The 26,070-nt window shown below is 53.1% G+C and carries 29 protein-coding genes; 13 read left to right on the top strand and 16 right to left on the bottom strand.

What is annotated here, in order from left to right; genetic code table 11:
• The first annotated feature begins 3 nt into the window (after positions 1 to 3).
• The 4 genes from KKG35_12280 (at position 4) to KKG35_12265 (ending at position 3,483) form a co-directional block, all read left to right on the top strand.
• A complete protein-coding gene (locus tag KKG35_12280; protein MBU1738905.1) occupies positions 4 to 852 on the top strand; it encodes an XdhC family protein in 849 nt (282 codons plus the stop codon).
• Positions 773 to 1,357, top strand: a complete 585-nt coding sequence (locus tag KKG35_12275) for a nucleotidyltransferase family protein (GenBank protein ID MBU1738904.1) — start codon at positions 773 to 775, stop codon at positions 1,355 to 1,357. The genes KKG35_12280 and KKG35_12275 overlap by 80 nt, the downstream gene beginning before the upstream one ends.
• A 261-nt stretch (positions 1,358 to 1,618) precedes the next feature.
• Entirely contained in the window at positions 1,619 to 2,578 is a 960-nt protein-coding gene (locus KKG35_12270) for a hypothetical protein (protein ID MBU1738903.1), read from the top strand.
• Positions 2,579 to 2,673: 95 nt separating this feature from the next.
• Entirely contained in the window at positions 2,674 to 3,483 is an 810-nt protein-coding gene (locus KKG35_12265) for a dioxygenase (GenBank protein ID MBU1738902.1), read from the top strand.
• A gap of 72 nt (positions 3,484 to 3,555) precedes the next feature.
• Here the strand turns inward: KKG35_12265 and KKG35_12260 are convergent, their stop codons facing one another.
• A complete protein-coding gene (locus tag KKG35_12260; protein MBU1738901.1) occupies positions 3,556 to 4,005 on the bottom strand; it encodes a hypothetical protein in 450 nt (149 codons plus the stop codon).
• Between the two features lie 510 nt (positions 4,006 to 4,515).
• Between KKG35_12260 and KKG35_12255 the strand changes: the two genes are divergently transcribed.
• Complete coding sequence (locus KKG35_12255; GenBank protein MBU1738900.1) at positions 4,516 to 5,268, top strand: SDR family oxidoreductase; 753 nt, start codon at positions 4,516 to 4,518, stop codon at positions 5,266 to 5,268.
• A 256-nt stretch (positions 5,269 to 5,524) separates the two neighbouring features.
• Here the strand turns inward: KKG35_12255 and KKG35_12250 are convergent, their stop codons facing one another.
• The 3 genes from KKG35_12250 to KKG35_12240 all read right to left on the bottom strand — a co-directional run bounded on the left by KKG35_12250 (position 5,525) and on the right by KKG35_12240 (position 8,700).
• Positions 5,525 to 7,240, bottom strand: a complete 1,716-nt coding sequence (locus tag KKG35_12250; protein ID MBU1738899.1) for a Na/Pi symporter — start codon at positions 7,238 to 7,240, stop codon at positions 5,525 to 5,527.
• A gap of 114 nt (positions 7,241 to 7,354) precedes the next feature.
• Entirely contained in the window at positions 7,355 to 7,612 is a 258-nt protein-coding gene (locus tag KKG35_12245; protein ID MBU1738898.1) for an AF1514 family protein, read from the bottom strand.
• Between the two features lie 14 nt (positions 7,613 to 7,626).
• Positions 7,627 to 8,700: an MBL fold metallo-hydrolase gene (locus tag KKG35_12240; GenBank protein ID MBU1738897.1), complete on the bottom strand. Its 1,074-nt coding sequence runs from the start codon at positions 8,698 to 8,700 to the stop codon at positions 7,627 to 7,629.
• 181 nt (positions 8,701 to 8,881) lie between these two features.
• On the opposite strand from KKG35_12240, the gene KKG35_12235 reads away from it, so the two are divergent.
• The 3 genes from KKG35_12235 to KKG35_12225 all read left to right on the top strand — a co-directional run bounded on the left by KKG35_12235 (position 8,882) and on the right by KKG35_12225 (position 10,777).
• Complete coding sequence (locus KKG35_12235; GenBank protein ID MBU1738896.1) at positions 8,882 to 9,721, top strand: aldo/keto reductase; 840 nt, start codon at positions 8,882 to 8,884, stop codon at positions 9,719 to 9,721.
• 11 nt (positions 9,722 to 9,732) lie between these two features.
• Positions 9,733 to 10,047, top strand: a complete 315-nt coding sequence (locus KKG35_12230; protein ID MBU1738895.1) for a hypothetical protein — start codon at positions 9,733 to 9,735, stop codon at positions 10,045 to 10,047.
• Positions 10,048 to 10,132: 85 nt separating this feature from the next.
• The gene (locus KKG35_12225) at positions 10,133 to 10,777 is read left to right on the top strand and encodes a GNAT family N-acetyltransferase (protein MBU1738894.1); all 645 of its coding nucleotides are present in this window, start codon (positions 10,133 to 10,135) and stop codon (positions 10,775 to 10,777) included.
• Between the two features lie 105 nt (positions 10,778 to 10,882).
• On the opposite strand, the gene KKG35_12220 is transcribed toward KKG35_12225, so the two are convergent.
• From KKG35_12220 to KKG35_12180, 9 genes are all read right to left on the bottom strand, one after another.
• Positions 10,883 to 11,239 carry a TusE/DsrC/DsvC family sulfur relay protein gene (locus KKG35_12220; protein MBU1738893.1) on the bottom strand — a complete coding sequence of 119 codons (357 nt, stop codon included), beginning with the start codon at positions 11,237 to 11,239 and terminating at the stop codon, positions 10,883 to 10,885.
• 15 nt (positions 11,240 to 11,254) lie between these two features.
• Positions 11,255 to 11,503: a hypothetical protein gene (locus KKG35_12215; protein MBU1738892.1), complete on the bottom strand. Its 249-nt coding sequence runs from the start codon at positions 11,501 to 11,503 to the stop codon at positions 11,255 to 11,257.
• Positions 11,504 to 11,604: 101 nt separating this feature from the next.
• On the bottom strand, positions 11,605 to 12,498 hold the full coding sequence (locus KKG35_12210) for a hypothetical protein (GenBank protein ID MBU1738891.1): 894 nt from the start codon (positions 12,496 to 12,498) through the stop codon (positions 11,605 to 11,607).
• 19 nt (positions 12,499 to 12,517) lie between these two features.
• Entirely contained in the window at positions 12,518 to 12,979 is a 462-nt protein-coding gene (locus tag KKG35_12205) for a cytochrome C (protein ID MBU1738890.1), read from the bottom strand.
• Between the two features lie 194 nt (positions 12,980 to 13,173).
• Positions 13,174 to 14,472, bottom strand: a complete 1,299-nt coding sequence (locus KKG35_12200) for a hypothetical protein (protein ID MBU1738889.1) — start codon at positions 14,470 to 14,472, stop codon at positions 13,174 to 13,176.
• Positions 14,473 to 15,010: 538 nt separating this feature from the next.
• Entirely contained in the window at positions 15,011 to 15,241 is a 231-nt protein-coding gene (locus tag KKG35_12195; protein MBU1738888.1) for a hypothetical protein, read from the bottom strand.
• Between the two features lie 110 nt (positions 15,242 to 15,351).
• Complete coding sequence (locus KKG35_12190; protein ID MBU1738887.1) at positions 15,352 to 16,479, bottom strand: SprT-like domain-containing protein; 1,128 nt, start codon at positions 16,477 to 16,479, stop codon at positions 15,352 to 15,354.
• Positions 16,457 to 16,699, bottom strand: coding sequence for a nicotinamide mononucleotide transporter family protein (locus KKG35_12185; protein ID MBU1738886.1), 243 nt, complete (start codon positions 16,697 to 16,699; stop codon positions 16,457 to 16,459). The genes KKG35_12190 and KKG35_12185 overlap by 23 nt, the downstream gene beginning before the upstream one ends.
• Before the next feature lie 299 nt (positions 16,700 to 16,998).
• The gene (locus tag KKG35_12180) at positions 16,999 to 17,214 is read right to left on the bottom strand and encodes a hypothetical protein (protein ID MBU1738885.1); all 216 of its coding nucleotides are present in this window, start codon (positions 17,212 to 17,214) and stop codon (positions 16,999 to 17,001) included.
• A gap of 206 nt (positions 17,215 to 17,420) precedes the next feature.
• Here KKG35_12180 and KKG35_12175 point away from each other — a divergent pair, with 206 nt between their 5' ends.
• From KKG35_12175 to arfB, 3 genes are all read left to right on the top strand, one after another.
• A complete protein-coding gene (locus tag KKG35_12175) occupies positions 17,421 to 17,603 on the top strand; it encodes a hypothetical protein (protein MBU1738884.1) in 183 nt (60 codons plus the stop codon).
• Between the two features lie 361 nt (positions 17,604 to 17,964).
• Positions 17,965 to 18,126, top strand: a complete 162-nt coding sequence (locus KKG35_12170; GenBank protein MBU1738883.1) for a hypothetical protein — start codon at positions 17,965 to 17,967, stop codon at positions 18,124 to 18,126.
• Between the two features lie 27 nt (positions 18,127 to 18,153).
• A complete protein-coding gene (gene arfB / locus KKG35_12165) occupies positions 18,154 to 18,567 on the top strand; it encodes an aminoacyl-tRNA hydrolase (protein ID MBU1738882.1) in 414 nt (137 codons plus the stop codon).
• Between the two features lie 20 nt (positions 18,568 to 18,587).
• Here arfB and KKG35_12160 read toward each other — a convergent pair whose 3' ends face one another.
• From KKG35_12160 to KKG35_12150, 3 genes are all read right to left on the bottom strand, one after another.
• Complete coding sequence (locus tag KKG35_12160) at positions 18,588 to 19,817, bottom strand: sodium:proton antiporter (protein ID MBU1738881.1); 1,230 nt, start codon at positions 19,815 to 19,817, stop codon at positions 18,588 to 18,590.
• 421 nt (positions 19,818 to 20,238) lie between these two features.
• Positions 20,239 to 21,618 (bottom strand): sigma-54 dependent transcriptional regulator, encoded by a 1,380-nt coding sequence (locus tag KKG35_12155; GenBank protein ID MBU1738880.1) that lies wholly within the window; start codon positions 21,616 to 21,618, stop codon positions 20,239 to 20,241.
• The gene (locus tag KKG35_12150) at positions 21,619 to 24,402 is read right to left on the bottom strand and encodes a PAS domain S-box protein (protein ID MBU1738879.1); all 2,784 of its coding nucleotides are present in this window, start codon (positions 24,400 to 24,402) and stop codon (positions 21,619 to 21,621) included. It lies immediately after the preceding gene.
• A gap of 214 nt (positions 24,403 to 24,616) precedes the next feature.
• Between KKG35_12150 and KKG35_12145 the strand changes: the two genes are divergently transcribed.
• Complete coding sequence (locus KKG35_12145; GenBank protein MBU1738878.1) at positions 24,617 to 24,916, top strand: hypothetical protein; 300 nt, start codon at positions 24,617 to 24,619, stop codon at positions 24,914 to 24,916.
• On the top strand, positions 24,913 to 26,070 hold the full coding sequence (locus KKG35_12140; protein MBU1738877.1) for an FtsX-like permease family protein: 1,158 nt from the start codon (positions 24,913 to 24,915) through the stop codon (positions 26,068 to 26,070). The genes KKG35_12145 and KKG35_12140 overlap by 4 nt, the downstream gene beginning before the upstream one ends.

The following is a 26,070-nucleotide window of genomic DNA, read 5'->3' as shown; positions in this document are numbered from 1 at the left end:
CCCATGGACGATATCGCGATCTATGAGGAGATCATCCGTCTGAAGAAAAAGAGGGTTCCGGCCGCCATTGCCACGGTGATCGAAAGCAAAGGTTCAACCCCGCGCAAGGCGGGCGCCAAGATGCTGGTCAGAAAGGATGGCCGGATCTCCGGCACCGTCGGCGGCGGCATAACCGAGGCCAAGACCATCGAAGCTTCGCTGGAAGTGATCCGCAGAGGCCTCCCCAGAACCATGGAATTTTCTCTTACCGAGAAACATGGCGGAGTGTGCGGCGGCAGCCTGGTCATCTACCTTGAACCGCTGGTCGTGCCCGATCACCTGATCGTGGTCGGTGACGGCCATGTCGGCAGGGCGGTCACCCAGGCAGCGCGGCAGGCCGGGTTTATGGTCAGTATGATCGGTCTGGCCGAGGCCAAAACCGGATACGGGCCGGAAGAGGATGCGATCCTCCATCCACTGAGCGAGCTGGAAAAGGCTTTCACCGATATCGGCGCTGACGAGAGCACCTATATCTTTATTGCCACCAGCGACCATCACCAGGATTTCGAGGCGGTCAGCGCCGCCCTTGCCACCGATTCGTGCTATATTGCGGTGATCGGCAGTAAGAGAAAGAAAGCGGCCATGGATAAGTATCTTGCGGAGAGGGGGTTTGACGAGGCTGCGGTCGGCCGGATTATTTCTCCGGCGGGCCTGGATATTTTTGCCGAAACCCCGGCCGAGATCGCAGTCAGTATCGTGGCGCAGATGATCAAGTTGAAGAGGAGTCCCCCGCATGCACATGACAGCCGTCCTGCTCGCGGCAGGCCAGTCAAAGAGGATGGGACAGAGCAAGCAGCTTCTCTCCCTGGCTGACAAGCCGGTCATCCGCTGGTGCCTGGACGGGCTGCTGGCCGGCGGCGTGGATGATATTGTCGTGGTTCTCGGTCCGACCGGTCGGGAGATCGCGAATGCAATTGATGGATATTCCGTGCGGGTTGTCTGGAACACCGATCCGGACAGCGATATGGCCGGATCGGTCCGGCAGGCCATATCGGCTCTGCCGGAAAAGGCAACGGCCGTGATGATTCTCCCGGTGGATCATCCGGCGGTAAAACCGGAGACCATCAGGATCATTGCCGATACCAGCCAGAAATTTCCCGACAGGATTATTCTCCCTGTATATAAAGGGAGCCGGGGGCACCCGGTGGTCTTCCCCCGGCCGGTTATCGAAGAACTGGACACATTGCCCACTTTAAGGGATATTGTGCACAGGAGTGCTGGCAGGCTCCAGCAGATCGAAGTGGATGATGAGGGGATTCTCCTCAATCTGAATACTCCCGAAGACTTCCGCGAGATTGTGGCGCGGTTCTCGCGCTGAAACATGCAAAGCGATCAGCAGGCACCATTTAAGGGGGACGAGTGCCAGCAAGGGTGCATTTCCCGCCGCTCGTTGCGGGATGAATGAGCGAATCTGGGGAAGGAAACCTTCCGTACGGAGATTCCCCATGGTAAGCCGCAGAAGCCTCAATGACCTCTCATTTCTGCTAACGCCGATATTTAATAGATATTAATAATTATTTCAGGCAGTTACCTCGTTTGGTCTCAGGCTGCCGTTACGATGGAAGGAGACATTGACCGGATGGATGATATGGTTGGCCTTCTCTGGTCACAATTGGGTTGGCCCCTGATCAGGCTGACTTTTTTTATCTCGCTGGGGATTCTGGTCGGTAATTTCATTGAGGCCCTCAACTGGACCAGCCGAATGGCAAAGCTCTCCGCCCCGCTGATCCGGGCAGGGAATCTTTCGGACGTGAGCGGCGCAAGTTTTTCTCTGTCTTTCTTCTCGGGCGTTTCCGGCAACACCATGCTCGCTGAAGCATATGACCAGAAGCGGATCACCAAGACGGAACTGGTTCTGGGCAATCTTTTCAACAGCCTGCCGGCCTATTTTCTCCACCTGCCGACCATGTTCTTTATCACCGTGCCGCTGATCAGGGGGGCGGCAGTTGTTTATGTGGGGCTGACCTTGCTGGCCGCCTTCCTTCGGACATTTCTGGTCCTCTTTATCGGACGGTTTGTTTTGCCGAAACGGGACCGGGTCTGCATTGACTGTGAAATCCGGAGAGGAGAAAAGATCAGTGCCGAGAGTGCCTGGCGCAAGACTTTGAGTCGTTTTAAGCTGAGGATCCTCCGGGTCATGATGTTTACGGTTCCGATCTATACCTCCTTTGTCATCCTCAAGCAGTTTGCTTTTTTTGCCTGGCTGGAAGGGCTGATCGCCAGTCACCTCTCTTTTCTAACCTGGCTTCATCCGGAGAGTCTCGGGGTTATTGTTTTTCAGGTGGTTGCGGAATTTACCGCCGGGCTTGCCGCAGCAGGTGTTCTACTGGAATCGGGGACGATGAACGGTCGGGAGATCATCCTGGCCCTCCTGGTCGGCAACATTCTCTCCTCACCGGTCAGGGGGATCAGACACCAGTTCCCGGTCTATGCCGGGATATTTACCCCGAAACTAGCGCTGGAACTGATCTTTTACAGTCAGGCCTTCAGGGTCGGCAGCATGATCCTGGTGGCCTCGGGCTATTACTTTTTGGGGTGAGAATGATGGCAAGGCAAACACTCTGGGAATGCGGTACAACGTGTTTGCGGCATCCTTGTTGAAAAACGGGAAACAATTCCTACTGTAAGAAAATGATGATTGATAAGACATCTCAAGCCAGGGGCCAGGTACTCTATTTCTCCCATGGCGGCGGGCCGTTGCCGATCCTGGGTGAAGCCAGCCACCAGAAGATGGTGGAATTCATGGCCCGACTTCCGTCACAGCTCAGGAAACCAGAGGCCATTCTGGTCATCAGCGCCCACTGGGAGGAAGCCACCGCCACGGTGCTGAGTGGAGCAAATCCTCCTTTATTCTATGATTATTACGGGTTTCCGAGGGAAGCGTATAACATCGAATACCCTGCTCCGGGCAGTCCAGAACTGGCCGAGCGGATCATTGAACTGCTCGAGAACCGCAACATCCCCGCCAGGAGCGATCCAGAACGGGGATTCGACCACGGCCTTTTTATTCCCCTGATGCTGATCTTTCCGAAGGCGGATATTCCGGCCCTGCAGCTTTCTCTGCTGGACGGTCTTGATCCGGCCGCGCATATCGCCCTCGGAAGGGCGCTCCGTGAGTTGATGCGGCAAAACATTCTGGTCATCGGTTCCGGATTTTCCTTTCACAATATGCAGGAGTTTTCCATGCAGGGCCCGGACCGTTCCAACCCGGACAACGATGCTTTTCAGGACTGGCTGATCGAGGTTTGCACCGGCAACTTGCAGCAGGCCGAACGGGAAAAGCGTCTGCTCGATTGGCGGAAGGCCCCCGGTGCCCGCTATTGCCACCCCCGCGAAGAACACCTGCTGCCGCTCCATGTCTGTCTCGGTCTGGCCGGAAAACCCGCCGAAAAGGTATTTGACGACTCTATCCTCCACAAAAGGGCGGTCGCATTTCTCTGGTGAGAGGCCTTCGGAAAAATCCGGCGACACTCCGGGATTTTGCAGGGAGGCGGGATTGTCTGCACCGCGCTGCTCTTAACCGGTGAATCTCTCCCTCTTTTCAATCATGCCGGTTCCCTTGTAGGTCAGCACTGTCCTGTCGTCCTGGGTCAGCAGCCGGGAGGAATGGGTGACAATGCCGACGGCGGGGTTTGACCTTGACTCCCGCATGCTGATCGCTTTGATCTCCAGGGTGAGGAGATCGCCCGGCAGGCCGGGGCTTATGAAACGTACCTCGTCAAGACCAAGGCCGATCTCCACCGCCATCGGATACTGTTCGATGAAAAGTTTCTGGCAGATGGCCAGAAGGTGGAAACCGGAAGCGATCACCTTCCCGTATGAGGTTTTTCCGGCGTAATCGTTTGCAGTGTGCAGGGGCAGCGGGTCCCAGATGGCGGCAAACTCGATGATTCCTTCCTCGGTGAGGGCGAACGGCCCCAGACGGTCTGGCTGATTCAGGGTGATATCTTCATAATACAGGGTCATGGTCGGTTGTATCCTTCCCCGGGTGTTCATCGAAAAAAGTGAATGTCTCTCTCTTTTGCAGAGGGATACAAAAGAAATTCTGGTGACCACACAATTTCACCCAATGACTCTTCGACAAGCTCAGAGTGAGCGGAATTACTGCTAAACTGCCCATCCTGAGCTTGTCGAAGGACGGACCAATTGGTTCCTGCTGCACCTATAGATCTAAATAAAATAAACCATATCAGCTAGTGATCTTGTTCTCAGGAACATAGGCTGAGTTCCGATGGTAATCGCTAAAGAAATACATCATTCCTGTCAGCAAGAGAAGAAGTCAACTCCGAAATTCAAAATCGCGCCATAAAAAATGGTTTTCGGGATGGTTCGAAACCTCTGGGAATCCAGATGATCAATAAGTTTTGTCACTTATGCCGAGAATATTCAGTTGCTCTGAATGTTGGTTGAAAGTATTAACACCTGTAAGCTGAATGTTAAATATCCGGACTGGATCTAATATTGGCGGAAAATAAAATGCAGAAAACAATTTTAATCACCGGTGCGACCTCCGGTTTCGGCAAGGAGTGTGCACGACTGTTTGCGAGCGATGGCTGGAAACTGATCCTCACCGGCCGCAGGGCGGACCGTTTGGAGGCGTTGCAGGATGAACTGAATGCTGAATGTCATATTCTGGTTCAGGATGTCCGGGAACGGGAGGCGGTGGAGAAGGATCTCGCCGGACTGCCGGAAGGTTTCCGGGATATTGATGTGCTGGTCAATAACGCAGGTCTTGCTTTGGGCATGGGTCCGGCCCAGGAGGCAGATCTTGACCAGTGGGAGGAGATGGTCGATACCAATATCAAGGGGCTGATGTACTGCACCCGGTTTGTTCTGCCCGGGATGGTGAAGCGTGGTTCAGGGCATATTGTCAATATCGGTTCGGTTGCGGGAAATTGGCCTTATCCCGGCGGCAATGTCTACGGGGCGAGTAAGGCGTTTGTCAAACAGTTTTCAAATAATTTGAGGGCCGACGTGCTTGGCAGCGGGGTGCGGGTGACCAATATCGAACCGGGGCTTGCCGAGACCGAATTTTCCGTGGTCCGCTTCAACGGGGACGCAAAGAAAGCGGCAGAGGTCTATGCGGGGACGGAGCCGCTCACCGCAGCGGACATTGCCGAGATGGTTCACTGGGCGGTCACCCGGCCCCCCCATGTGAATGTCAACCGGATAGAGGTCATGCCGGTCTGCCAAAGCTGCGGACCTTTTGCGATAGACAGGAAGGTGTGAGGCGGGAGTCAGAAGCCGGGAGCCGGGAGCCAGGAGCCAGGAGACAGGAGCCAGGAGACAGGAGACAGGAGACAGGGGCCAGGAGCCGGGAGCCGGAAGATGGGAGTCAGAAGCTAGAAGCCGGGAGCCGGAATAAAAGGTAAAGATCGTGAAGTTCCATTCTTTCTGAATTCTGGCTTCTGGCTCCTGGCTTCAGATGTCCCGCGTGTTATACCCTTGCGCCGCATGGCGTCTCCTCTCAAAGATTTCCAGAAAGTCATTTCTCTGTCTTCTTCTCTTCCTCCAGCAGTTCTTTCATGTCCAGGGCGTGATCAAAATCGCTGATCTGCTCCGGGGTGAGCATGATGTCCTTGACGCTGAAGAGTTGCAGGCGGCATGCCTGGTTGAAAAGCCGGTTCGCCAGGAGGAGTGAGGCGATGTCGATATCCTGGATCTTGTTATCGGCAACGGCCTTCATGGTGTCGCTGACGAAGCGTTTATCGGTTTCTTCGAGATGGAGAAACGTTTTCACGAGTTCCCGGTACTGGTCTTTGCTGCCGCTAAGGGAGCGGATCCGGTTCAGGTCGTGGTAGAGCTCCATGAGTCTTTTCCGGAAAGTGTTGTACTGGGTGTTCAGGTAAAAGTTTTCCGAACTGTCAAACTCCTCCAGATCGCCCTGAATACCTTTGAAATTTTTCAGGGCGTTCATGATGTTTCGCGACGCGAAACTCAGCCGCTCCAGGGTTTTTGCCTCGGACTCTTCAAGTTTGTGCGATTGCAGGCTCGTATAAAATGAGAATATTTCACCGTGCAGCAGCTTGATGTTGTCATAGAGATCTTTCAGCTTCAATTTTCCGCCGATGTTTTTTTCAAACGGCAGGTCATGATCAAAGATCAGTTTTTCGTCCAGCCGGAGAGAGCGCAAGTTGTAAAGCTGGCACTCTTCAAGGAGGTGATAGGTCTCTTTGGCCAGTGCTTCTGTTGCCGCATCGGCCACTTCCACCGGGGTCCGGTCAAGATAGAGGGTGAGAACGGTTTTTTTATGGGGATAGATCCTGATCAGGGTCCTGGCCAGCAGGTTGATGAAGGGAAAAAAGATGATGACCCCCAGCAGATTGAACAGGGTATGGAACAGGGCAAGACCTGTCACGCTATTGTAGCCGTTCCCGAGCAGAATCCTGAGCAGCCAGTCAAAGAGATCAAGACTGATAAAGGCGATGAGGCCGGTGATGCAGTTAAAAGTCAGGTGGCTGATGCCGACAATCTTCTTGGTTCTTACTCCTTTTCCCATCGAACCGAGCAGCACGGTCACGGTGGTGCCGATATTGGCGCCGACCACCATCGCCAGCGCCATCTGGAAGTCGATCAGTCCGGAGTGCAGGGCGGTCATCACCAGGGCGATAGTGGCAGCGCTTGCCTGCATGATGGCGGTAAGGACGATGCCGACCAGCAGGTAAATCCACAGGCTGTGGACCGGCAGGGATTGCAGGTCAAATCCACTGGTAAGGCTTTCCGCGCTCCCCTTCATGTAGTCGAGGCCAAGAAAGAGAAAGCCGAGACCGATCAGGAGCCTGCTGAAGCTGAAGAATTTCGAGTCATGATCGGAAGTGATCAGGAGGATTCCGCCCAGGGCGATGATCGGCAGGGCAAAACTCTCGATCTTGATCTTGAAACCGATGAGAGCCACGATCCAGGCGGTGAAGGTGGTGCCGATATTTGCTCCCATCATAACGGCGATGGCGTTTTCCATGTTCATGACCCCGGCCCCGACGAAGGCCAGGATCATCAGGGAAACCGCGGAACTGCTCTGGAGAACGGCGGTAACAAAGGCCCCGCTGCCGACGGCGCGAAGCTTGCTCCGGGTATAGTGGGAGATCAGCTTCCTGAAGACTCGCCCGGACAGGGCCTTGATCGAATCTTCGAGCATGAACATCCCGTAGATGAAGATGCTGAGGCCTGCCAGGAGTTTCCAGAATTCGAAGTTGGTGGTCATTTGGGTCCTTTTTATTAAGAATTCAGAAGCCAGCAGTCAGGAGCAAGAATAGAGGTGTTGGGCTCTGAGAGTAAATATCTGGCCTCACCTTCTGTCTTCGATATTTTCTTCGAATCAACTGAGTATGAAAACGTACTCTCCATTATTAATCGTTATCTTAAGTCGGCCGCCATGGTTTTCTCCATAGATTTCCCAGCCGGGCTTTTCCCCGATCTTTCCTTTCAGGCAGCAGGGCGAACAGGCATTGGCGTGCCGGTTGTATCGGGAAATGACAAAAGTGTCCGGATTCTCCTGCCGGGCGATGGATTCGGCCTTTTTCTGAGCGTCTTCCCGGCCGACTTCGCCTTCAATGCTGATTTGAATCTCCTTCATACACCGCTCATATATCACTCTTTGTCAGGTCCGGCCTTGATGATTCGCGTTTCTCCGATCTTCATCGGCGGGAATTGTTCCGGATCAATGTTTCCGGCAATCAAGGCCTCACGAAGTTTGATCGGCGGATCATCGATCGGTTCCGCGGTCAGCTGGAAGGTTCCCCACTGAATGCCGAGAGACCGGCGTGCGCCGATCTCGGAATGGATCTGTACCGCTTCAGCCGGATTGATATGCATGTCCTTCATGAACCAGCGCGGCTCATAGGCGCCGATTGAGATCAGGCCGAGATCGATATCCGGATACCTGTTGCCGATTTCCTTGAACTGAAAAGGGTTGTAACCGGTGTCGCCGCTGTACCAGAGCGATCTGTCGCCGATCCTGATCAGCCAGGAAACCCACAGGGTTTTGCGGCGGCTCCAGAAGTTTCTGGCCGACCAGTGCTGCACCGGAGTTGCAGTGATGGTGGTTTGCCCGAAGCGTTTGCTGTCCCACCAGTCGAGCTCCACCACCCTGTCTGCATCGATCCCGGCGTTCACAAACCATTCTTTGAGCCGCAGGGGCACCAGCCAGAGAGGAGCCGAGCCGATCGCTTTTACCGAGGCAAGGTCGAGATGGTCGTAATGGTTGTGGGAGATGACGATATAGTCGATCCGGGGAAGATCTTGTATTCGCAAGGCCGGAGGGTGGTAACGCTTCGGTCCGGCAAAGCCGACCGGGGAGGCCCGGTCTGAGAACATGGGATCGGTCAGGATGTTGATCCCGCGGTACTGGATCAGCATGGTCGCGTGCCCGATCCAGGTCACCTGCAGTTCATTGCCGGGGGCGTTGATCTTTTCCAGGTCCGCCCTGACCACCGGCACTTTGTGGGCGTTGCTCTCATAATCGGCATACTTTTCGCCGCTGAAGTAGCGCATTTTGAAATAGTTCAGGAACCCGCGCTCTTTTTCCGGCAGATAGGGGTTTTTGAATCTCGCGCCGTCGTGGTGGGCGGGGGGTGACAAATCCTCTGTCGGCCGTTCAGCCCTGGCGCATCCGGCCGGCAAGAGGATGAACAGGACCAGGGGCAGCAGGATTTTATTTTTCATTCCGGATTCATTCATACATGTCATCTCTGTTAGTATATGATATCGGGGAAGGTGTGATATGACAATATGAGTTTGTTTTGCTGCCCGCCATGGTTTTTGGAGGAAATTGATATTTCCCGGTGGAGAGGGTACTCTTGAGATACCGGATTTTCCTGTAAATATACTCGACTGGACACTCTTTATGAAAACAGTACCCTTTGGCAAAAGCGGCCGTAATGTCTCCCGAGTCGGGATGGGCGGGGAAGGCATCCTCCGCACCTATGGCCGGGCAAAAGAGGCGGAGGAAGTAATCCGGGAGGCGGTTGACCGCGGGATAACCTATTTCGATTCGGCCAGGGTCTATTCCGATAGTGAGGTCTATTACGGCAGGGTGTGGGGAAGCGATCCCGCTTTACGGAAAGCTGTTTTCCAGACCAGTAAATCCGCAGCCCGGGACCGGGACGGCGCCAACAGCGACCTGGAGCATTCCCTGAAACGGCTTTCGACCGATTATCTTGACCTTTGGCAGATCCACGATATTCGGACGGAAGATGACCTGCTCGCGATCTCCCGGCCGGGTGGCGCCCTGGAGGCCTTTGTTGCAGCGAAAAAAGAAGGGAAGGTCCGTTTTATTGGGGTGACCGGACACCATGATCCATATATTCTTACCAGGGCGGTGGAAGAGTGGCCGATTGACAGTGTGCTGCTTCCGGTCAATCCGGTGGAGGAACTTTTGGGCGGCTTTCTGACCCATACCCTGCCGGCGGCAAGGAAAAAGGGAATGGCGGTGATCGGGATGAAGGTGCTGGGGGCATCCCATTTTATCATGCCGAAACTGCAGATCACCCCGGAACTGCTTATCCGGTTCGCCATGTCTTTTGATCTCACCCTGCCGATCATCGGCTGCTCCTCCCCTGATGAGGTGAAGACCCTGGCCGCCCTTGGCGGGGCGGAAAGGCTTGTCGATAAAGAGAAAAAAGATCTGGTTGATCTTTTCCGCCCATATGCGGCAAAGATGGCTTTCTACAGAGGCGTGATCTAGGAGTGTCGGAGATGGTTGATGAAAAAGTGGTAAAAGGTCCGAATACTGTTCCCCCGGAAGATGCATTTACGATCAGGTGCAGAAAGCTTGGCCACCTGATATCTTTTTCCTACTGCCGCCGGGAAAATAACGGGCTGCCCTGTATGAAGACACTTGACTGCTGGTATGTTTATTTCCCGGTGGAAGAATTCCTGCGTAACGAGCTCAGCCCCGAAGAATGGGCGGAAGCCTTTGCAAAACCACAAAAGCCGAAGGTGTTGTCCCTGGTTGAACTGATCGAGCAGGCGCAGAAAAGGACCGGAAAGGTTCCGGATGAAAAAAAATAAATTTATGGCCTGTTTTTGCATGATCCGGTAGTTTTGTATGGGTTTGTTTGGAGGATAATAAATAAATTCAGGTGGGGGTTGGAATATGGATCTGACTATTCGCAAAGCGACTCAGGATGACGCTGTTTTTCTTGCCCAGACTATCATGATGGCAGGCAGGCAGCATGTGGGACGGGGTATTGTCGAGCATATTCTCGGCTGCAAGGAGGCTGAATGCCAGACTTTTTTATCTCTTCTGCCGATCACCCAGAAGCCTCATCTTCTGCATCACAGCTCTTTTACGATAGCCGAGATTGGCGGCAAGGCGGTCGGCTGTCTGAGCGGCTATGATCCGAAAAAGCTTGGCTATCAGGCCCTGCATGATGCGATGCCGGAAGTGATCGCTATTCTGGGCTGGTCGGATGCGGAGCATGAAGTGGCCAAGGCCCGCACCGCAAAGTTCCTGCCATGTCTGCCGGAACAAACCGATGGTGCCTGGATGATTGATAGAGGGGGCATTCTTCCCGACCAGCGACGCAAAGGGGCTATGACCCGGCTTATCGAAACGGTCCTCGATGAAGGGAGAAGCCAGGGTTATAAGCAGGCCCAGGTCAATATTTTCATTGGCAATGAACCCGCGCTCAAGCTCCATGAGAAACTGGGCTTTTCGGTGAAGGAAGAAAAAGCCGATGAGTTCTTCGAGAAAATGATCGGCGCCCCCGGAATCATCAGTATGGTGAAAGATCTCTAAACCGGTTTCGACTGGGGGCACAGACAATCAATAACAAGGGGGAAGCGGCCTGAGTCGTCTTCCCCCTTGTTTTATCCCTATGCCGTCAGAGCGCCAGATCTTGGATCAGCAGCACTCTTCCATCCGGAAGTTCTTGCCGTCCGGGCTGATGAAATGAATGCCGTCCAGTTTCGGCAGCCCGGCGATCTTCCAGGCGATTCCGGGGTTGATGAACTGTTCGGTTACGCATTCACGCGGCTGGTTGATGTTTTTACAGACATATTGCAGCATCGGGAAAGCGTTGTACTTTTTGTAATAGGTCCGCATGAATCTGATGATCTCCATCTGTTCTGCGGTCAGTTCAGCCCTGCCTTCACGACCGGCAAGGAACAGAGCGACATCCTCGTCCCAGTCATTCTGGTCGGTGAGATATCCCTCGTCGTCGAGGCGGACTGTTTTCTTCTCATGTCTTCTGTCGTTCATGGTGCACCTCCTCTTTCAAAGCTGATCGATGTTGTTGACCAACTGGGAAACCTGAATGCCCAGAGAGACGCATTGCTTGCCGGCCAGACATTTTTCAGCTTCGTCCATTTCCAGTCTGGTCTGGAGGTGATGATGATTTTTGCTTAAATCGACCATCCAGGCCTCTTTGCCGTCGTCATATTGCACATCGAGATTGATACCGCAAGCGCCGATATCGGGGTAGATCTGGGTTATCTTGTTGCACAACTCTTTTCCATTTAACATAGCGACCTCCCATCTATCATTTCATTTATTGATATCAGTTCCTGTTAAAAATATCGTCATTTACCGGCTGAAATCAAGGCGTCAAGATCTCATCGATGGTTTCACCAGGATTCCGGATTATGGTTCTTCCCGTGACATGTGCCGTTGCAGTTTGTGCCGTCATAGGTCATCGCAATCGTTGCCGCAAACTGCACATCCGCCGGGGTCAGGGGATCCGGATACCAGTGGCCCAGAGTATCGGAACCAAAGCCCTGATGACAGGTGGCGCAGCCAAAACCCTCGCCATTCACATGCCTGTTATGCTCGCCGGAGCGATTCGGCCTGACGTTGCCGGCCGGACCATTGCCGTCCGGAGGATTGTTGTGGCAGGAGGAGCAGCTGCCCTGGACCATGAACGGGTCTGATGCCGCATGGCATACCCGGCAGGTGGTCGCGGCAGGGATCGGACTTGGGGCCGTCAGGGCATGGCAGGTCCAGCAGCGGGTGATATCGTTGATTGCATCGGCAACGTGGGCGGCAGGCAACAGCCAGTTGGGGCCGCTGATGTGCCCTGCGTGGCAGGTAAACGTGCTGCCGCTGTTGTTGGTGTAATCAGCTGTGCCGCAACTGGGGGCCGTCAGTCCGCCCCCTACAAAGGGGCTTGCGCCATGACAGGCAGAAAGCGAGCAGGAGGAAAAACCGTTGGCGTTCACGTAGGCCCGGTGATCAGTAAACGGCGATGTCCAGTTTGCGGGGTGGGCGCTGAACGGGGGGCCGTCGTAATGGCAGCTGTAGCAGCTGACCGCGCCGCCGCTTCCCGTATAATCCGTACCGTGGCAGGAGGTGCAGCCGAATGGATCGGCAACGGAAAGAGCGCCGTGGGCGGAATCCCAGCCGCTTCCGTGGACCTGGTTTTCCGTCGGCGCCTGGGCGTTTGGATCGCTGCAGGAGAAAAGTAAGGCCAGTAAAACCAAACCGGTGCCAAGCCTGCCGATATGCCGTGTGCAATTCCTCATTGTCTCCACCTCATTTCCTTTATCCATGACAGCTGGCGCAGCGTTCAGCAGCTTTCGGATTGCCGTGACACCTGAAACAGGAAGTCGGGTCGATCCGACCGTCGATCCGGTGGCGCGCCAGGTAGTCTCCACGATGCGGAGTTCGGCGATAGGTGTCGGACTGGTTTCTGATGGAGGGTTTCAATTCCACATCGGCGGCATGGCAGTCGGCGCAGAAACTCTCCCGATGACACATGCTGCAGACCTCGCTGCCCTGGTTCGCTTCAAACTTATGGTTTTCGGTAAAGTACAACGTGTGGTTGAAACGTTTGAAGGATATGCTGTCGTTCGCCGCATCGTGGCAATCAGTGCAGACCGGATTGCCCCGGGGCAGTTTTTCGGGATGTTCCCTTGGCAGCGGCTCTTTTGCGAGCGCGAAAGCAGCCGTTGCGATCAGGAATATTCCCATAAAAAAAGAGAAGAGGGGGAATGGTGATTTCATATCATTTTGCCCTCCCGGGCCATTGAGGAACGTTTTCACCCTTCGGGTACTCACTTCAGTACCCCTTTGAGGGGTATAAGTCTCGATGTCTCGTAAACTCGCTAATCGGTACGAGCAGGCGAGCTGCTCAACTGAAGCTTTTCACCCTTCGGGTATAAGTTTCGTAAGAGCAGGCTAGCTGCTCAACTGAAGCTTTAGCGAAAAACATATTTCATGACCAGCATGGTGCGGAAATCCTTATCAAAGTAAGGATCAACGCTGTAGTCGCCGGAAAGTTTGAGTTCCAGGTCGTCATCCAGGAAGCGCCCGCCCAGACTTAAGGAGGCGAACTTCGAATCGTCTTTTCCGTATATCGGGGTGTCGTAATAGATGTACATGGCCTCGCCGCTGACAAAGATCCGGCGTTTTTCCAGCAGACCGTCCCGGTAGGCGTGGAGTCTGGTCAGGAGGTATTGGTCGGCCGGGCTGTCCCCGTCCATGAAGCCGAGTTCGATACCCGACAAGGTGAATTCGTCGGGATGCCAGTTGAACAGCGATGAGTAGAGCTGGGAGGTGCCGCCCCTTTTGTCGTAGTCAAAGTTCTTGACCTTCAGTCCCAGGTTCTTTTCATCATCGATCTTCAGGATAAGTTCGCCGCCGGCCGTGGTCAGGATCTCGTCTGCGTTCCGGGCGGCGACTATGGAAAAAATGTTCACTCTTTTTGCGGAACTGACCAGGAGATCATCAAACATGAAGCGACCGCCACTCGGGCGGAATTCCAGGTTGGTCGCAAGTGTAAACCGGCCATCCAGGGAATATTCGGCAAAATCACTGGTCTCATGGTTGTAGGCGGCAAAGCCGGAGATGGTGTCCCCGCCGGGGAAGTTCAGGGAGAGATCGAGCCCGGAGCGGGTTTCATCAATACCGTCGTTGGTAACTCTTTTATAGGAAAGACCGACTTCATATTTCGATCCGAAGGCGTGGGCAATTCGCCCGCCGTAAATTGCATCACCGCTTCGCCCCTGAACGGAGGCAACCGACACCGGTGAACCTCCATACGCCGAGATGGTGGTGCCGGGAATTGTGACTTTGAACATCAGCCCGTCCACACTCTCGTTGGCGATGGCGCCGAATATGTGCTGGCGACCGAGTTTGAGCTGGAATCTGTCCGCTGGATCATGGTATTTCAGATACCCATGAAGAATGCTGCCGTCTGAATTGTCGCTGAAATAACCGCTGTCGGCAAAATCGGTCCGGCCCCAGCCGTAGAAATGCATGGAGAGACTCTTGTCTCCGGAGATGTTCAATATGTCAACATCCAGGTATTCGTAGAAAGGGTCAACCTGTTTGTCCTGGCCGGTCGCCGTGTCTCTTTCAAAAAAACGGAAGATTGATTCGGAGTGGGCGACAAGTTCAGCAGCCGGCAAGGTCTGACTGCTCAGCAGAGTCAGCGAGGATTGTGCGGTGATGAGAAAAAGGCGGAGATACCCATGATGCATCAGACTTTTTATCATTTTCATACTCCCGTACTTGATCAGTTACCCGGCTGTCCAGGTACCACATAGTAACAGTTTCTGTTACTATAAACTAACCGGCGGAATTGTCAAATCGCTTCTGTTGGAATCATGTCCCTGGACGAGAGAAGTTGGCGAAGACCTCTGTGTACTGCGGGTTTTGATGCGCTGGATTCCTGTCTCTACAAAGGTGTGTGTTGGCTGGAGAGAAGTGGCTGAATGGTGATAAATGGTAGTTAAAATAGAAACACTCTCAAGATTGTGAATCATCTCCGGGTCAATTTTTCTGCAGCTTACTGGATGCAGTCATTCCGGCGAAAACGGAATCCGGATCGAATCGGATGCCGGATCAAATCAACACCTTCATTGATTCCCGTAGCTCACTTAACCGGGGGGCTGTTCAATCAAGAATTTCCGGATTGCTGATATGGAAACGGGAGGGGGCCTGATTATGTACTTTCAGGCTCCTCCCTCCGATTGAAAAGGTTGTCCATCTTTTTTTACAGAGCGCCTGTCAGGCATTTAAACAGGACCGCTCTTATTTGATCGGTTGCGGTTCACAGAGGTCTTTGTCCGAAACCGCACCCCGGCCGCAGTCACCGCAGTAGAATTTGAACGCGCCCAATTTTGGTTTACAGAGGTGTTTCTTTAAAGGTGCGTCCATCCCGCAGCTTTCACAGACATAAATTGCCTCCGCATTGGTCGGATCACAGAGATGGCCACTTTCCGGGGAGACCTTCCCACAGGTTTTACAGGTATATGCTGTCATATCGTCCTCCTTGGTTGTCATTTATTGGAAACAGTAAGCTTCAGGCAGCCGTGAATCAATGGCGGACCGGAGATTGGCTAAAGCCGGAGAGGAAGATGACCGGAGGGTTTTCAGCGGGAGAGCAGGTTCCCCAGATACCCCATTGTTGAGGTGACACATTTGTGGACGGTTATTTTCCGACCGGTCCGCACCCCGTCGTCGAATGTATTCCTGCATATTCTGGTGCCGCGGCAGGCGGTGGTTTTCAACTTCGGGAATCGTCTGGCGACATAGCCGTCGAGACATTTATCTTCCACGAGCATCAGGGCTCTGATCTTTTCTCCGTCGCCGCCGGAAGGCAGTTTCGCATCCCACTCTTTCTTCTCGGCGGACAGTTTTTCTGCGAATCCTTTCAGCAGCCCCAGATAATAGCTGTTTTTTTCTGTTCTGGCGTGTGCCCTGAACTTGTGTTTTTCTTTTCCCCAGAGGGTTTTGAGTCTGTTCTCAAGAAAGTGGTAACAGTGTTCGGCAATGGCCACGTTTTCCGTGCTGCCCAGAATTTCAATGGTTCGGTATTTTTTGTTTTTCAAGGGATGGTAGGAGCTGGAGGTGATGATCTTGACAAAGAAGAAGTCCCGGAGGATGGCGCAGATCTGTCTCTGGTATCCTTTGATCCGGCCAGCGTTGAGGTGGATGATGGTGTAGGTGTGATTCTGTTCCCGATCACCCTGCAACAGCTCAAGATTGTACTTCCTGATCGCCTCGTTGGCCTTCTGCATGGCGAGAGACGCTTCGTTGCTGTTTGCCGATCCGGCCAGGGCCAGAAGCTTGTGTACTCTGGTGATGATCCGCCCGGCATTGTGGCTTGCCGTGCTGTTGTTCCCGGTATTCCCAAGGCTTTCCAGGCTTCCTTTGGCTTTGCGGAATCCCGGGGGCAGGCCGAGCAGGTCACAGGCTTTTCCGAACTGCTCACCGTGCGAGGTGGTGTCCGCGCTAAAGATTTCAGAGCAGATCTGATGGGCGATCTCATGTTTCAGGACATTGACCGTGGTGTCCCACGGCTGACCGATGATCAGTTCCGCGCTGAGCCGGATGGTTCTGGTCCCGGCCTGCCAGGAGCCGATGCGGCTGGTATTGCCGGTTATTTCGAAAACGGGCGGCAGAAGATCCAGTCCGTATTGCCAGCAGATGTTCTCAAATTCAAGATGAAGCTGTCTGGCCCAGAAACCGGAGTATTTATGGTGAATGCGGTCGTCCATTAAGTTGGGGTGTCCTGACGGGATGGGTTTTCGGGCAGAGTCTTCCTTCTTTCTGCCATCGCCGGAAACCATAAACCGAAAGAGTGAGGTAAACAACAAAAAGAGTTGTTTCGGCCCCCATCTCCCTGCTCATGAAGACCACGATCCAGCCGAAATTGGCAACGGACCAGAACACCCAGCAAACCGGATTCTTTTGGATGTTGCACCAGGTGCCGGTCACACTCAGCACCGCCAGGAGCCATACCCCTGAATCCGTGACGGCTTAGTGTGATCATCTGTCTCAAGTGGCAGTAATTGCATGCAAAGCTATGACTCGATGGCGGGGCGGATATTCACCCGCCGCCCTGCGGGGCGTTCGAGAGCGGCACATCCGGAGTCTTCCTTCGGTCGCTTACCTGCTGCGTTGACAACTCGTTGATATACCATATGTATAATCAACATCGTCGTCACCTCGAAGGTCTCGCCGGCTCGCTATCTGCATCTGTGCCGTTCTCGAACGCTCACGGATTCAGGATTCCATCAGGCGTTCACCAGAATGTCCCGCCTGTTGACCTTGAAAATTCCGGCGATGTCCAGGACCAGGTCGTTTAAGGAGCTGTATTCGGACTGGTCTATCAGGTCGTTGTGGCAGGTTTCCTCGCCGTTGTCATTTTCGGTGACGATAAAACCGCACCGGATAACGTTTTCAGATTCATTCCCCGCGTCGTCCAGGTACACCGTGATATTCCTGATCATAGTCCCTCCTCAATTGTTAAGAGATTGTCCGGTTGTGATCTGAGAATAGCGCGAGGGGTGGGACATCCGGCGTCCATGGCAAAAGTTTTTTTAAAAAAAATAAAAAAAATTAAGGAATCGGCAGGTCAGGTCGATTTATAATATGTAAAGGTATCGGTACGTTACATTTCATGGAGCTTATTCTGGAGAGAAAAATGGAGCGGATCATGGAACAGATTCCCGCCGTTACGCGACTTGTCAGAAAATATGATCTGCCGGATGATGCAACTGAAGAGCAGATCCTGCGGGCTGTAATGGAAAAAGGCGAAGAGCGGCTGAGCCGTGAAGCGGGCAAACTCCTTAGAATGATTATCGGTACGGGGGTGGAAGTTCGGCCGGACCCTGGTTGAAACAGAACTGTTCTGAAGTAGCGTAATTTTTTCCTGCTCTTTTCTTAACGACTCTCCCGCAGGCACCCAGGCAGGCCTTCAGGTTTATCCCTTGCAGGTTCATCCTTCGACAGGCTCAGGATGAATGGTATTTGTGAAGAGGCGCCATCACTTCCCCTCATCCTGAGCTTGTCGAAGGATGGCCCGGCGGTATCTCAATTTCTCTATAGAAGTTCCAATAGTTAAAATCGCATCAACTGTTTTTCTTGCATCCGCGAAAACACGCTGCGTTGCAGTAGTAATCAGATTCTTTTTGCCGTATTTGCTGCGATGGCTTATTCTTTGCCGAACATTCAAATCTTAACCAGGGGATTTTCCGGCAGTGAAAAAGATCATCTATATACTCGGCATGTCCTTTGGCGGGGCGCTGGGCTGGTATCTCGGCTCTCAGTTCGGCGGGATCATGACCGCTTACTTTTCAGGGGTTTTCGGCACCGCTTTCGGGATGTACTTCGGGCGGAAACTGACCCGGCACATGCCCTGAACCGCGCGGGTATTTTGAGAGCAGAAGATGTTTACCATTTCAGACACATTATCGATTCCCCTGAGCCAGATTGAGATAAGCCAGATCCGCGCCAGCGGGCCTGGTGGCCAGAATGTCAACAAGGTCTCCTCGGCGGTGCATCTCCGTTTTGATATATCGGCCTCTTCGCTGCCGGAAGCGATCCGGGAGCGGCTTTTGCACATCCGGGACCGGAGGATAAGCGCTGAGGGCGTTGTCATCATCAAGGCGCAACGCTCGAGAAGCTTCGAGGCGAACCGGGAGGACGGTCTCGGGAGATTGAGAGAGCTGATTCTCAAGGCGACGGTTGTGCAACCAAAGCGAAGGCCGACCAAACCTACGAAGGGGTCCAAAACCAAGCGACTGGACGGCAAGACCAGGCGCGGCCAGACGAAAAAACTCAGGGGAAAGGTGGTTGATTAGGGCTGGCGACTGTTGAGAGCCTACTTTCCAGGCCGGACCAGCTTTTCGATGGTCAAGCCCTGCACCAGAATGGAGAAGACCACCACCGAGTAAGTCATCACCAGAATCAGGTTCCGTTCGTCTCCCGTCGGTATCGAGAGTGCCAGCGCCACTGAAATTCCGCCACGCAGCCCCCCCCAGGTCATGATCTTGACAACATTGTCGGTAAAGTGCCTGAAAGGACGCATCATGCTGATCAAGCCGGCGATACTGATGAAGCGCCCCAGCAGGGCGACGATGATCGCCAGGGGGGCGATCCAGAGATCGGTGTGATCGAAATCGAGAATCAGCACTTCCAGTCCGATGAGGACGAAGAGCACCGCGTTCAGAATGTAGTCAGTGAGATGCCAGAACGAGTCGAGGTTGGTCCGGGTGTGTTTGCTCATGGCGAACATCCGGCCCTGGTTGCCGATCATCAGTCCGGCGACCACCATGGCCAGAGGGCCGGACAGGTGCAGGGCATTCGCCAGGGAATAGCCGCCCATGACCAGGGCCAGGGTCAGGAGCACTTCCACCTGATACTGGTCCACCGAAACCAGTAGCCGGTAGCAGAGATATCCGAGCAAGAGCCCCAGCAAGAGGCCGCCTGCCGCTTCCTGCAGAAACAGCAGGGCAATATCCGCACCATTGAGCTCATGTCCGCCGGTGGCGATCCCGAGGACGACCAGAAAAACCACCACTCCCACCCCGTCATTGAATAAAGATTCCCCGGCCACCTTGGTTTCCAGGGATTTCGGGATCCCGGCCTTTTTTAAAATTCCCATGACGGCAATGGGATCGGTGGGTGAGATGAGCGCGCCGAAGAGCAGGGCGTAGGCAAGGCTGATTTTGACCCCGAACAGGCCAAGCAGCACCCGGATTGCGGTCCCGATCAGTGCGGTTGAGATGATGACCCCGCCGGTGGCGAGCCCGAGAATGGTCCATTTCTGTTTCGCCAGATCCCCAAGGTCCACATCGAGTGCGGCGGCGAACAGAAGAAAACTGAGCATCCCCTCCATCAGGGTGTCGTGGAAATCGATTTTCGAGACAAACTGCGCCACGGTCGCCACCGCATTTACTCCCACCCCGACCAGAACCATCAGAATGATTGAGAGAGCCATGGTGATCGCCATCAGGCCGATGGCGGTCGGCAACCTGATAAAACGGTAATTAATGTAACTGAAGAGCGCTGAGACAGTGATCAGAATAGCTGTTATGTGAATGATATCCATATTATCTCAACTTTCCGACATGTCTTATGGTGTTGATTTACTGTTATAAAATGGTTCAGAGTCGTAGTGATATTCCATGATGAGAATTCAGAATTCAGAATTCAGAATTCAGAAGCCAGTAGCCAGAATGACTGATTTTTTCACCCTTCGGGTACTCACTTCAGTACCCCCTTGAGGGGTGTAAGTTTCGTTGTCTCACAAGTTCGCTTTCGCCCGGGGCATAAGTTTCGTATAAGCAGGCACGCTGCTTAACTTAACTAATCGGTACGAGCAGACAAGCTGCTCAACTTAAGCTTTTCTCCTGGCTTCTGGCTTCTGGCTCCTGGCTTCTGACTCCTGGCTACTAGTGGAACACATGCACTAACAAATCGCCGAAACCCTTTATGGTCGGGAGATGAGCCAAACTCGGAAAGTTGTGATACTAATTTTTCATCAGCTTCTTCCTGCGGTAGCGAAAGGTGTGATGGTTTAATGAAAGAAAACGGGCAGCCTGACTTTCATTGCCGTTGGCCCTGGCAAGGGCTTTCTCGATATAGTCTCTTTCAATCCCTTCAAGCAGCTCGGTGAGATTTACGCCTTCAGGGGGTAAAGAGGCGGGGCGTTCAGGGTCGGAAAGTCTCCGGTTTCTTCGACTTCCGGTCAGACCGAGATCTTCGAGGGTCAATTCAGGCCCCTCACTGATCAGAATTCCTCTTTCGACAATATTTTTCAACTCACGGATATTGCCGTGCCATGGGTGATTGCGCAGGGCTTCTTCAGCTTCCGGTGATATTCCCCTGATCTCTTTTTTGAATTTGCGGTTGAAATCGATCAGGAAAAATTTGCTGAGGCTGATGATGTCTTCCCGTCGGTCCTGCAACGAAGGAAGTTCTACTTTGATTACCCCGAGACGGTAAAAAAGATCTTCCCTGAAGGTCCCGTCGTCGATCATCTGCATGAGATTTCTGTTGGTGGCGGAGATCACCCTGGTTTTTGCCTTGCAGGAACGGGTGCCGCCGACTCTGAAATATTCGCCCGATTCCAGAAAACGCAGTAATTTTGCCTGGGTATCAAGATTCATGTCCCCGACTTCATCGAGGAAGAGAGTGCCACCGGCAGCCTCCTCAATCAGCCCTTTTTTCCCGGAACTCGACGCACCGGTAAAGGCCCCTTTTTCATAGCCGAAAAGTTCGCTTTCAATCAGTCCATTGGGGATAGAAGCGCAATTTACGGTAACCAGCCTGTTTTTGAAGTTGGGGCTTCGATAGTGGATGGTTTGGGCAATCAGCTCTTTGCCGGTGCCGGTTTCGCCGAGGATCAGAACCGGAGTATCGGTGCTTTTGGCCACTTTCTTTACGAATTCCATGATGCTCCGGAATTCCCGAGATTCGCCAATGAAACATGGAACACATTCATGCAGAGAGCTTTCCTGGAGGCTTTGAATTTCCTTCCGCAGACGTATCGAACTGAGTGCGTTTTCGATGTTGATCTCAAGGGTTTCGATGTGCAGCGGTTTCACCACATAGTCATGGGCGCCCATCTTCATGGCCGCGATCACCGGTTTCACCTCTTCAAAGGCGGTGATCATAATGACCAGAATGTCGGGGTATTTGCCTTTAATTTCACGCAACGCCTGAATCCCGTCCATTCCCGGCAAACCGATGTCGAGCAGGATCAGATCGGGCTGGTTTTTCGAGAGCGCATCGAGGGCATCCTCGGCATTGCCGAATGCGGTGATCCGGTATTGACCTTCAAGAGCAAAGAGAACCCCGTCAACTATGGTCTGGTCATCGTCAATGATAAAGAGAGAAAATATATCCATTTAAAAAATGTTCCCGGTGGGTTTCAGGGGAAGGGTGATCGTGAATTCGGCGCCCCCCAGTTCGTCGCTCTTGCCAACGGTGAGCTCTCCGCCGTGGTCCTGGACGATACGATAACATATGCTGAGACCAATTCCCAAACCGTCATTCTTGGAAGTGAAAAACGGGTCGAATATCTTGTCCCTCATGTGTTCCTTGATACCCGGGCCTGAATCAGCCACCCTGATGATAATTTTGTCATCGAGAGAGTGTGAGGTGATCAATATTTTCCTTTCGTGATCTATCCCTTCCAGAACCTGGGTCGCGTTGGTCAGAAGATTCATCAGCAGTTGCTCGAAAAGGTTCTGGTTTGAAAAACAGGGGGGGAGGTTTTCTTCCAGTCTCCTGATCACTGAAATATCACTCTTCCTGAGCGTGGTTGATGAAATATCGATCACTGTATTGATCGATTTGTTGACATCGATCTGGACCAGGTTGACCCTGCTCGGCTTTGAGAAATCGTAGACTCTTTTGACCACCGATTCGATTTTACCCGAGGCGGCTTTCAGGTTGTCGATGATCCTCGTCAGATTTTTCCGGGTTTCAGGTTCAATGTCGTCAAAACGGAGGGCCAGTCTCTCAAGGTTGGTCAGGTGGATATTCATTCCGGACAAAGGGTTGCGCAGTTCGTGGGCGATTCCCGCAGCCACCCTGCCGAGAGAGGTCATTTTGTCCTGGATGCTGACCAGGTGTTCAAGCTCTTTCCGTCGGGTGACATCTACGACGTTGCCGAGGACCGCCATTTTTTTATTATAGGAGATCACGGTCCTCTGGATGTCAAGCCAGCGCGGATTTTTATCCCGGGTGATCCCCCGCTGCAGGGTTTCGACCGTCTCCGCGTCGCCGTGGGTCGCGGCAATGATGTCCTCATTGAATTTCGCGATGTCTTCGGGGTGGATCAAATCAGCGAAATCCATGCCGCTTAATTCATCGACCGAATAGCCGAATATTCGGGCAAATCTCGGATTTGCGTAAATGATTCTGTCGTCCTGAACGATAAAGATCCCGATGATCGTGTTGTCCACGAGGGTGCTGTATTTATGCTCGGATTCTTTTAAGGCATAGGTTTTCAGCCTCCCCTCTGCAATTTCCCGCTCGAGTTTTTCATTGGCGACTGCGAGCCCGGCAGTCCTTTGTCTGACCGTTTCTTCAAGCTCTTCCTGGTTTTTCTTCAACCGGTCTTCGGCTCTATTACGCATCAGGGCCAGGGCAAAATATTCGCCCAGGCGGACAAGGGGTGCAATATCATCAAAAGTATACCCGGTACTCTTGTTTGCCGCGGCAATCTGGCCAACCAGTTCATCTCCCATGATGACCGGAACTGAGATGAAGTTTTTTATTGGTATATGCCCTGCAGGCGCTCCGGCTGAGGACTGATGGGTTTCAGGGGAATTGGTGAAAAATGGTTCCCGGGTGTTTAATGAATATCCCCAGAGTCCTCTATAAAGACCACCTTCTCCGCACTTGAAGACAATCGGCGGATCCGCCGGGTTCAGTTCGCACTGGTCACCGCGCATTTTTGAAAGAGTGTGCCCGATGAGGTCGCCGTTGGCAGGGTCGATGGAAGAGACATAAGCGAATTCACTGTATGTCAGTTGCAGCGCCTGCTCCTGAATTTTATCGGTAATGGTCTCAAGTGTGTTGCCGGGTCCGGTTAACGGCTCGAACAGTGATGAAAGGGCGGTGCTGATCCTCAACTCCCTTTCAAGCATCGCGTGGAATCTGGCTTTATTGGAGATGTCCCTGGCGACATTGATCACGCCGATGATTTCATGGTTTTCATCCAGCAGGGCGGTTTTCTTTGAATAGTAGGTTTGGGTGAAACCGTTTTCCCGCTTTTTATATTCAAAGGAAAGTGGTTCCCCTGAACGCATGACTTGGCGGTCCGTGACATCTGCCTGCATCAGGATTTCATCGGCGAGAAGATCCCTGTTTGTTTTGCCGATGAGTTCCTCGGGTTTCTTCCCCAGCGATTCTGCGGCGGCGGTATTGGCCAGAAGCCAGCGCCCTTCTGCATCCTTGACATGGATCAGATCGTCGATCCCTTCGAGGATGGCCTTCAGAAGGTTCATGTTTTGAAAGGACTTTCTTTCCAGGGCAAGAACTCTCTGGATGGTTACAAGGGCAATCATGATGGACAATAAGATCGCTGTGGCGAGATAGATCGAGCTGAATCGATCCAGTTTTGCATGGATAGTGTCTGCCTGGCTGTTGAAATCACTGGCTTTGTTGCGGGCATAGGCGGCTATTGCCTGCATCTTCTCCTCCAGCCGGTCGGCGTGGTCCGCGCAGGCGCTTGTTTTTTCCGCGATTTCTGCTTTTCTCCGGCCATCCCCGGCGAGCAGAAGGACCTCCTGTCTCAATTTTCCCCAGTCTGAAAATGATTCTCGTGTTTCGCGCGCAAGATGCAGGCCCTCTTCGCCAAGGATGGTCTGTGTAATAATATCGAGATGGCCATGAACTCTGAGTTCTAATTCATCCATTTCGGCGGAAACCTTCGCAATATCGTCGGCAGAGTCGAGAACAGCGATGCCGGTCACGCGGCGGTGGATTTGGGTGACGAGGTTTTTTCCTTCGAGCGCTGCATTTGAAACGACCAGCGGGTGTTTGTAGATCGTGGAAGCTAATCCGGACAACAAATCCGTCTGATGATAGAAATAATAGGTGATGGAAATGAAGAGCAGGATTAAAACGGTGAAACCGCCGAGCAGTTTTCTGGCGATGATCTTTTCCGGGTGGCTGGTCAAAGTATAGAGACCTGACGTGTGGTTTCGATGAAACAAGGTTGCTTACCAGAATAATTTCACATTGGGGAAGATGCTCTAAAACATTACCCAATTTTGAACAGGGTTTCTCAATTTTTTTTTTGGGTCCCGGAAAGTTATGATAAGATATCGATTTTTTCAGTTATTATAACCATCAGCATGACGGGCTCAATCAAAAAAAGGAAAAGGATTATTGATGACCAGGAGCAGGTTTTTTATCGCATTCACCATTATCGAACTGCTGGTTCTGTCGGCGTTTTATGGTTATTCGCTTCATCTCGGCAAGGAAATCCGGCTGAAAACGTTGCCGGCCAGGCAAAACCTTGTCAAGCGCCTTGGCCTCACCGATTTTGCCATCTGGACTGAAGCCAGGTACACGAGGCATCCTTCCCAGGCTGATTTCTTTTCACCATTTCAGGATTTTCCTTTGTCTCTGGACCATTTCCCCGCCGGATCGATGATCGCACCCGCCACCAATCCGGACAGAAGCTTATGAACAAGCACTTCAAAATTCTTGAATACGCCCTGTCTTCGATCGCGAGAAGGCGGTTTAAAAATATCGCGATTATCGGCGCTTTCAGCTTCACGGTATCGGCCCTGTCCACGGTCCTTTTCTTTACCGGTTCCCTGAAAACCGAGGCCGAAAACATTCTCGCCGCCGCTCCTGATCTGATGGTGCAGCGCACCCGGGCAGGCCGGCACGAACTGATCCCGGTGGATTACGCCGAGCAGATCCAAAAAATTCCCGGAGTCGGGGAAGTCACCCCCCGCTACTGGGGATATTATTATGACACTCTCACCAGGGCCAATTACACGGTCACCGGTCTGCCGGGCGGGAATACCTCGCTCAAGCTTGTCGAGGGAAGGCTTCCCGGAGCCCGGGGTGAAGTGGCGATCGGCGCGGGGGTTGCCGATATCCGGAAAAGTGAAACGGGCGGAGAGCTGATTCTTATCAACAGCCGGTTCAAGGGGGTGGTGTATGAGGTCGTCGGGGTCTTTTCATCGGAGTCCGTGCTTTTGACCAATGATCTGGTGGTTCTCGGGAATGATGATATTATCGATTTTTTTGATTTCCCGCCCGGCACGGCCACCGATATTGCCGTAAGAGTTTACAACAGCGGCGAGGTGCAGACGGTGGCCGCCAAAATCAAGAAGCTTTTTCCGGATACCAGGCCGATCACCAGGAGTGAGCTGGTCCGGACCTACGACATGGTGTTCAACTGGCGGAGCGGGATGATGATGGCGGTGTTCAGCGGGGCGATTATCGCTTTCTGCATCCTGGCCTGGGACAAAGCGACCGGGATCAGCGCCGAAGAAAAACGGGAGATCGGCATCCTGAAAGCGATCGGCTGGGACGCCTCCGATGTGCTGGCCCTGAAATTCTGGGAAGGATTCATTCTCTCGCTCACCTCTTTTCTGCTCGGGGTTACCGGCGGGTTTGTCCATGTGTATTTCACCGATTCATCGCTGCTCGCCCCGGTCATCAAAGGCTGGTCCGTCCTTTTCCCGGAATTTCACCTGACACCCCACCTCGACCTGTACCAGCTTTTCGTGCTGGGATTTCTGGTGATTACTCCTTATGTGGTGAGCACCATCATTCCGGCCTGGAAGGCGGCCATTACCGATCCGGACACTGTGATGAGGGGCTAG

Source organism: Pseudomonadota bacterium (assembly GCA_018823285.1).
GTDB lineage: Bacteria > Desulfobacterota > Desulfobulbia > Desulfobulbales > JAGXFP01 > JAHJIQ01.
The sequence above is the reverse complement of the archived record's forward strand: the minus strand, read 5'-3'. Positions and strand labels throughout refer to the sequence as shown.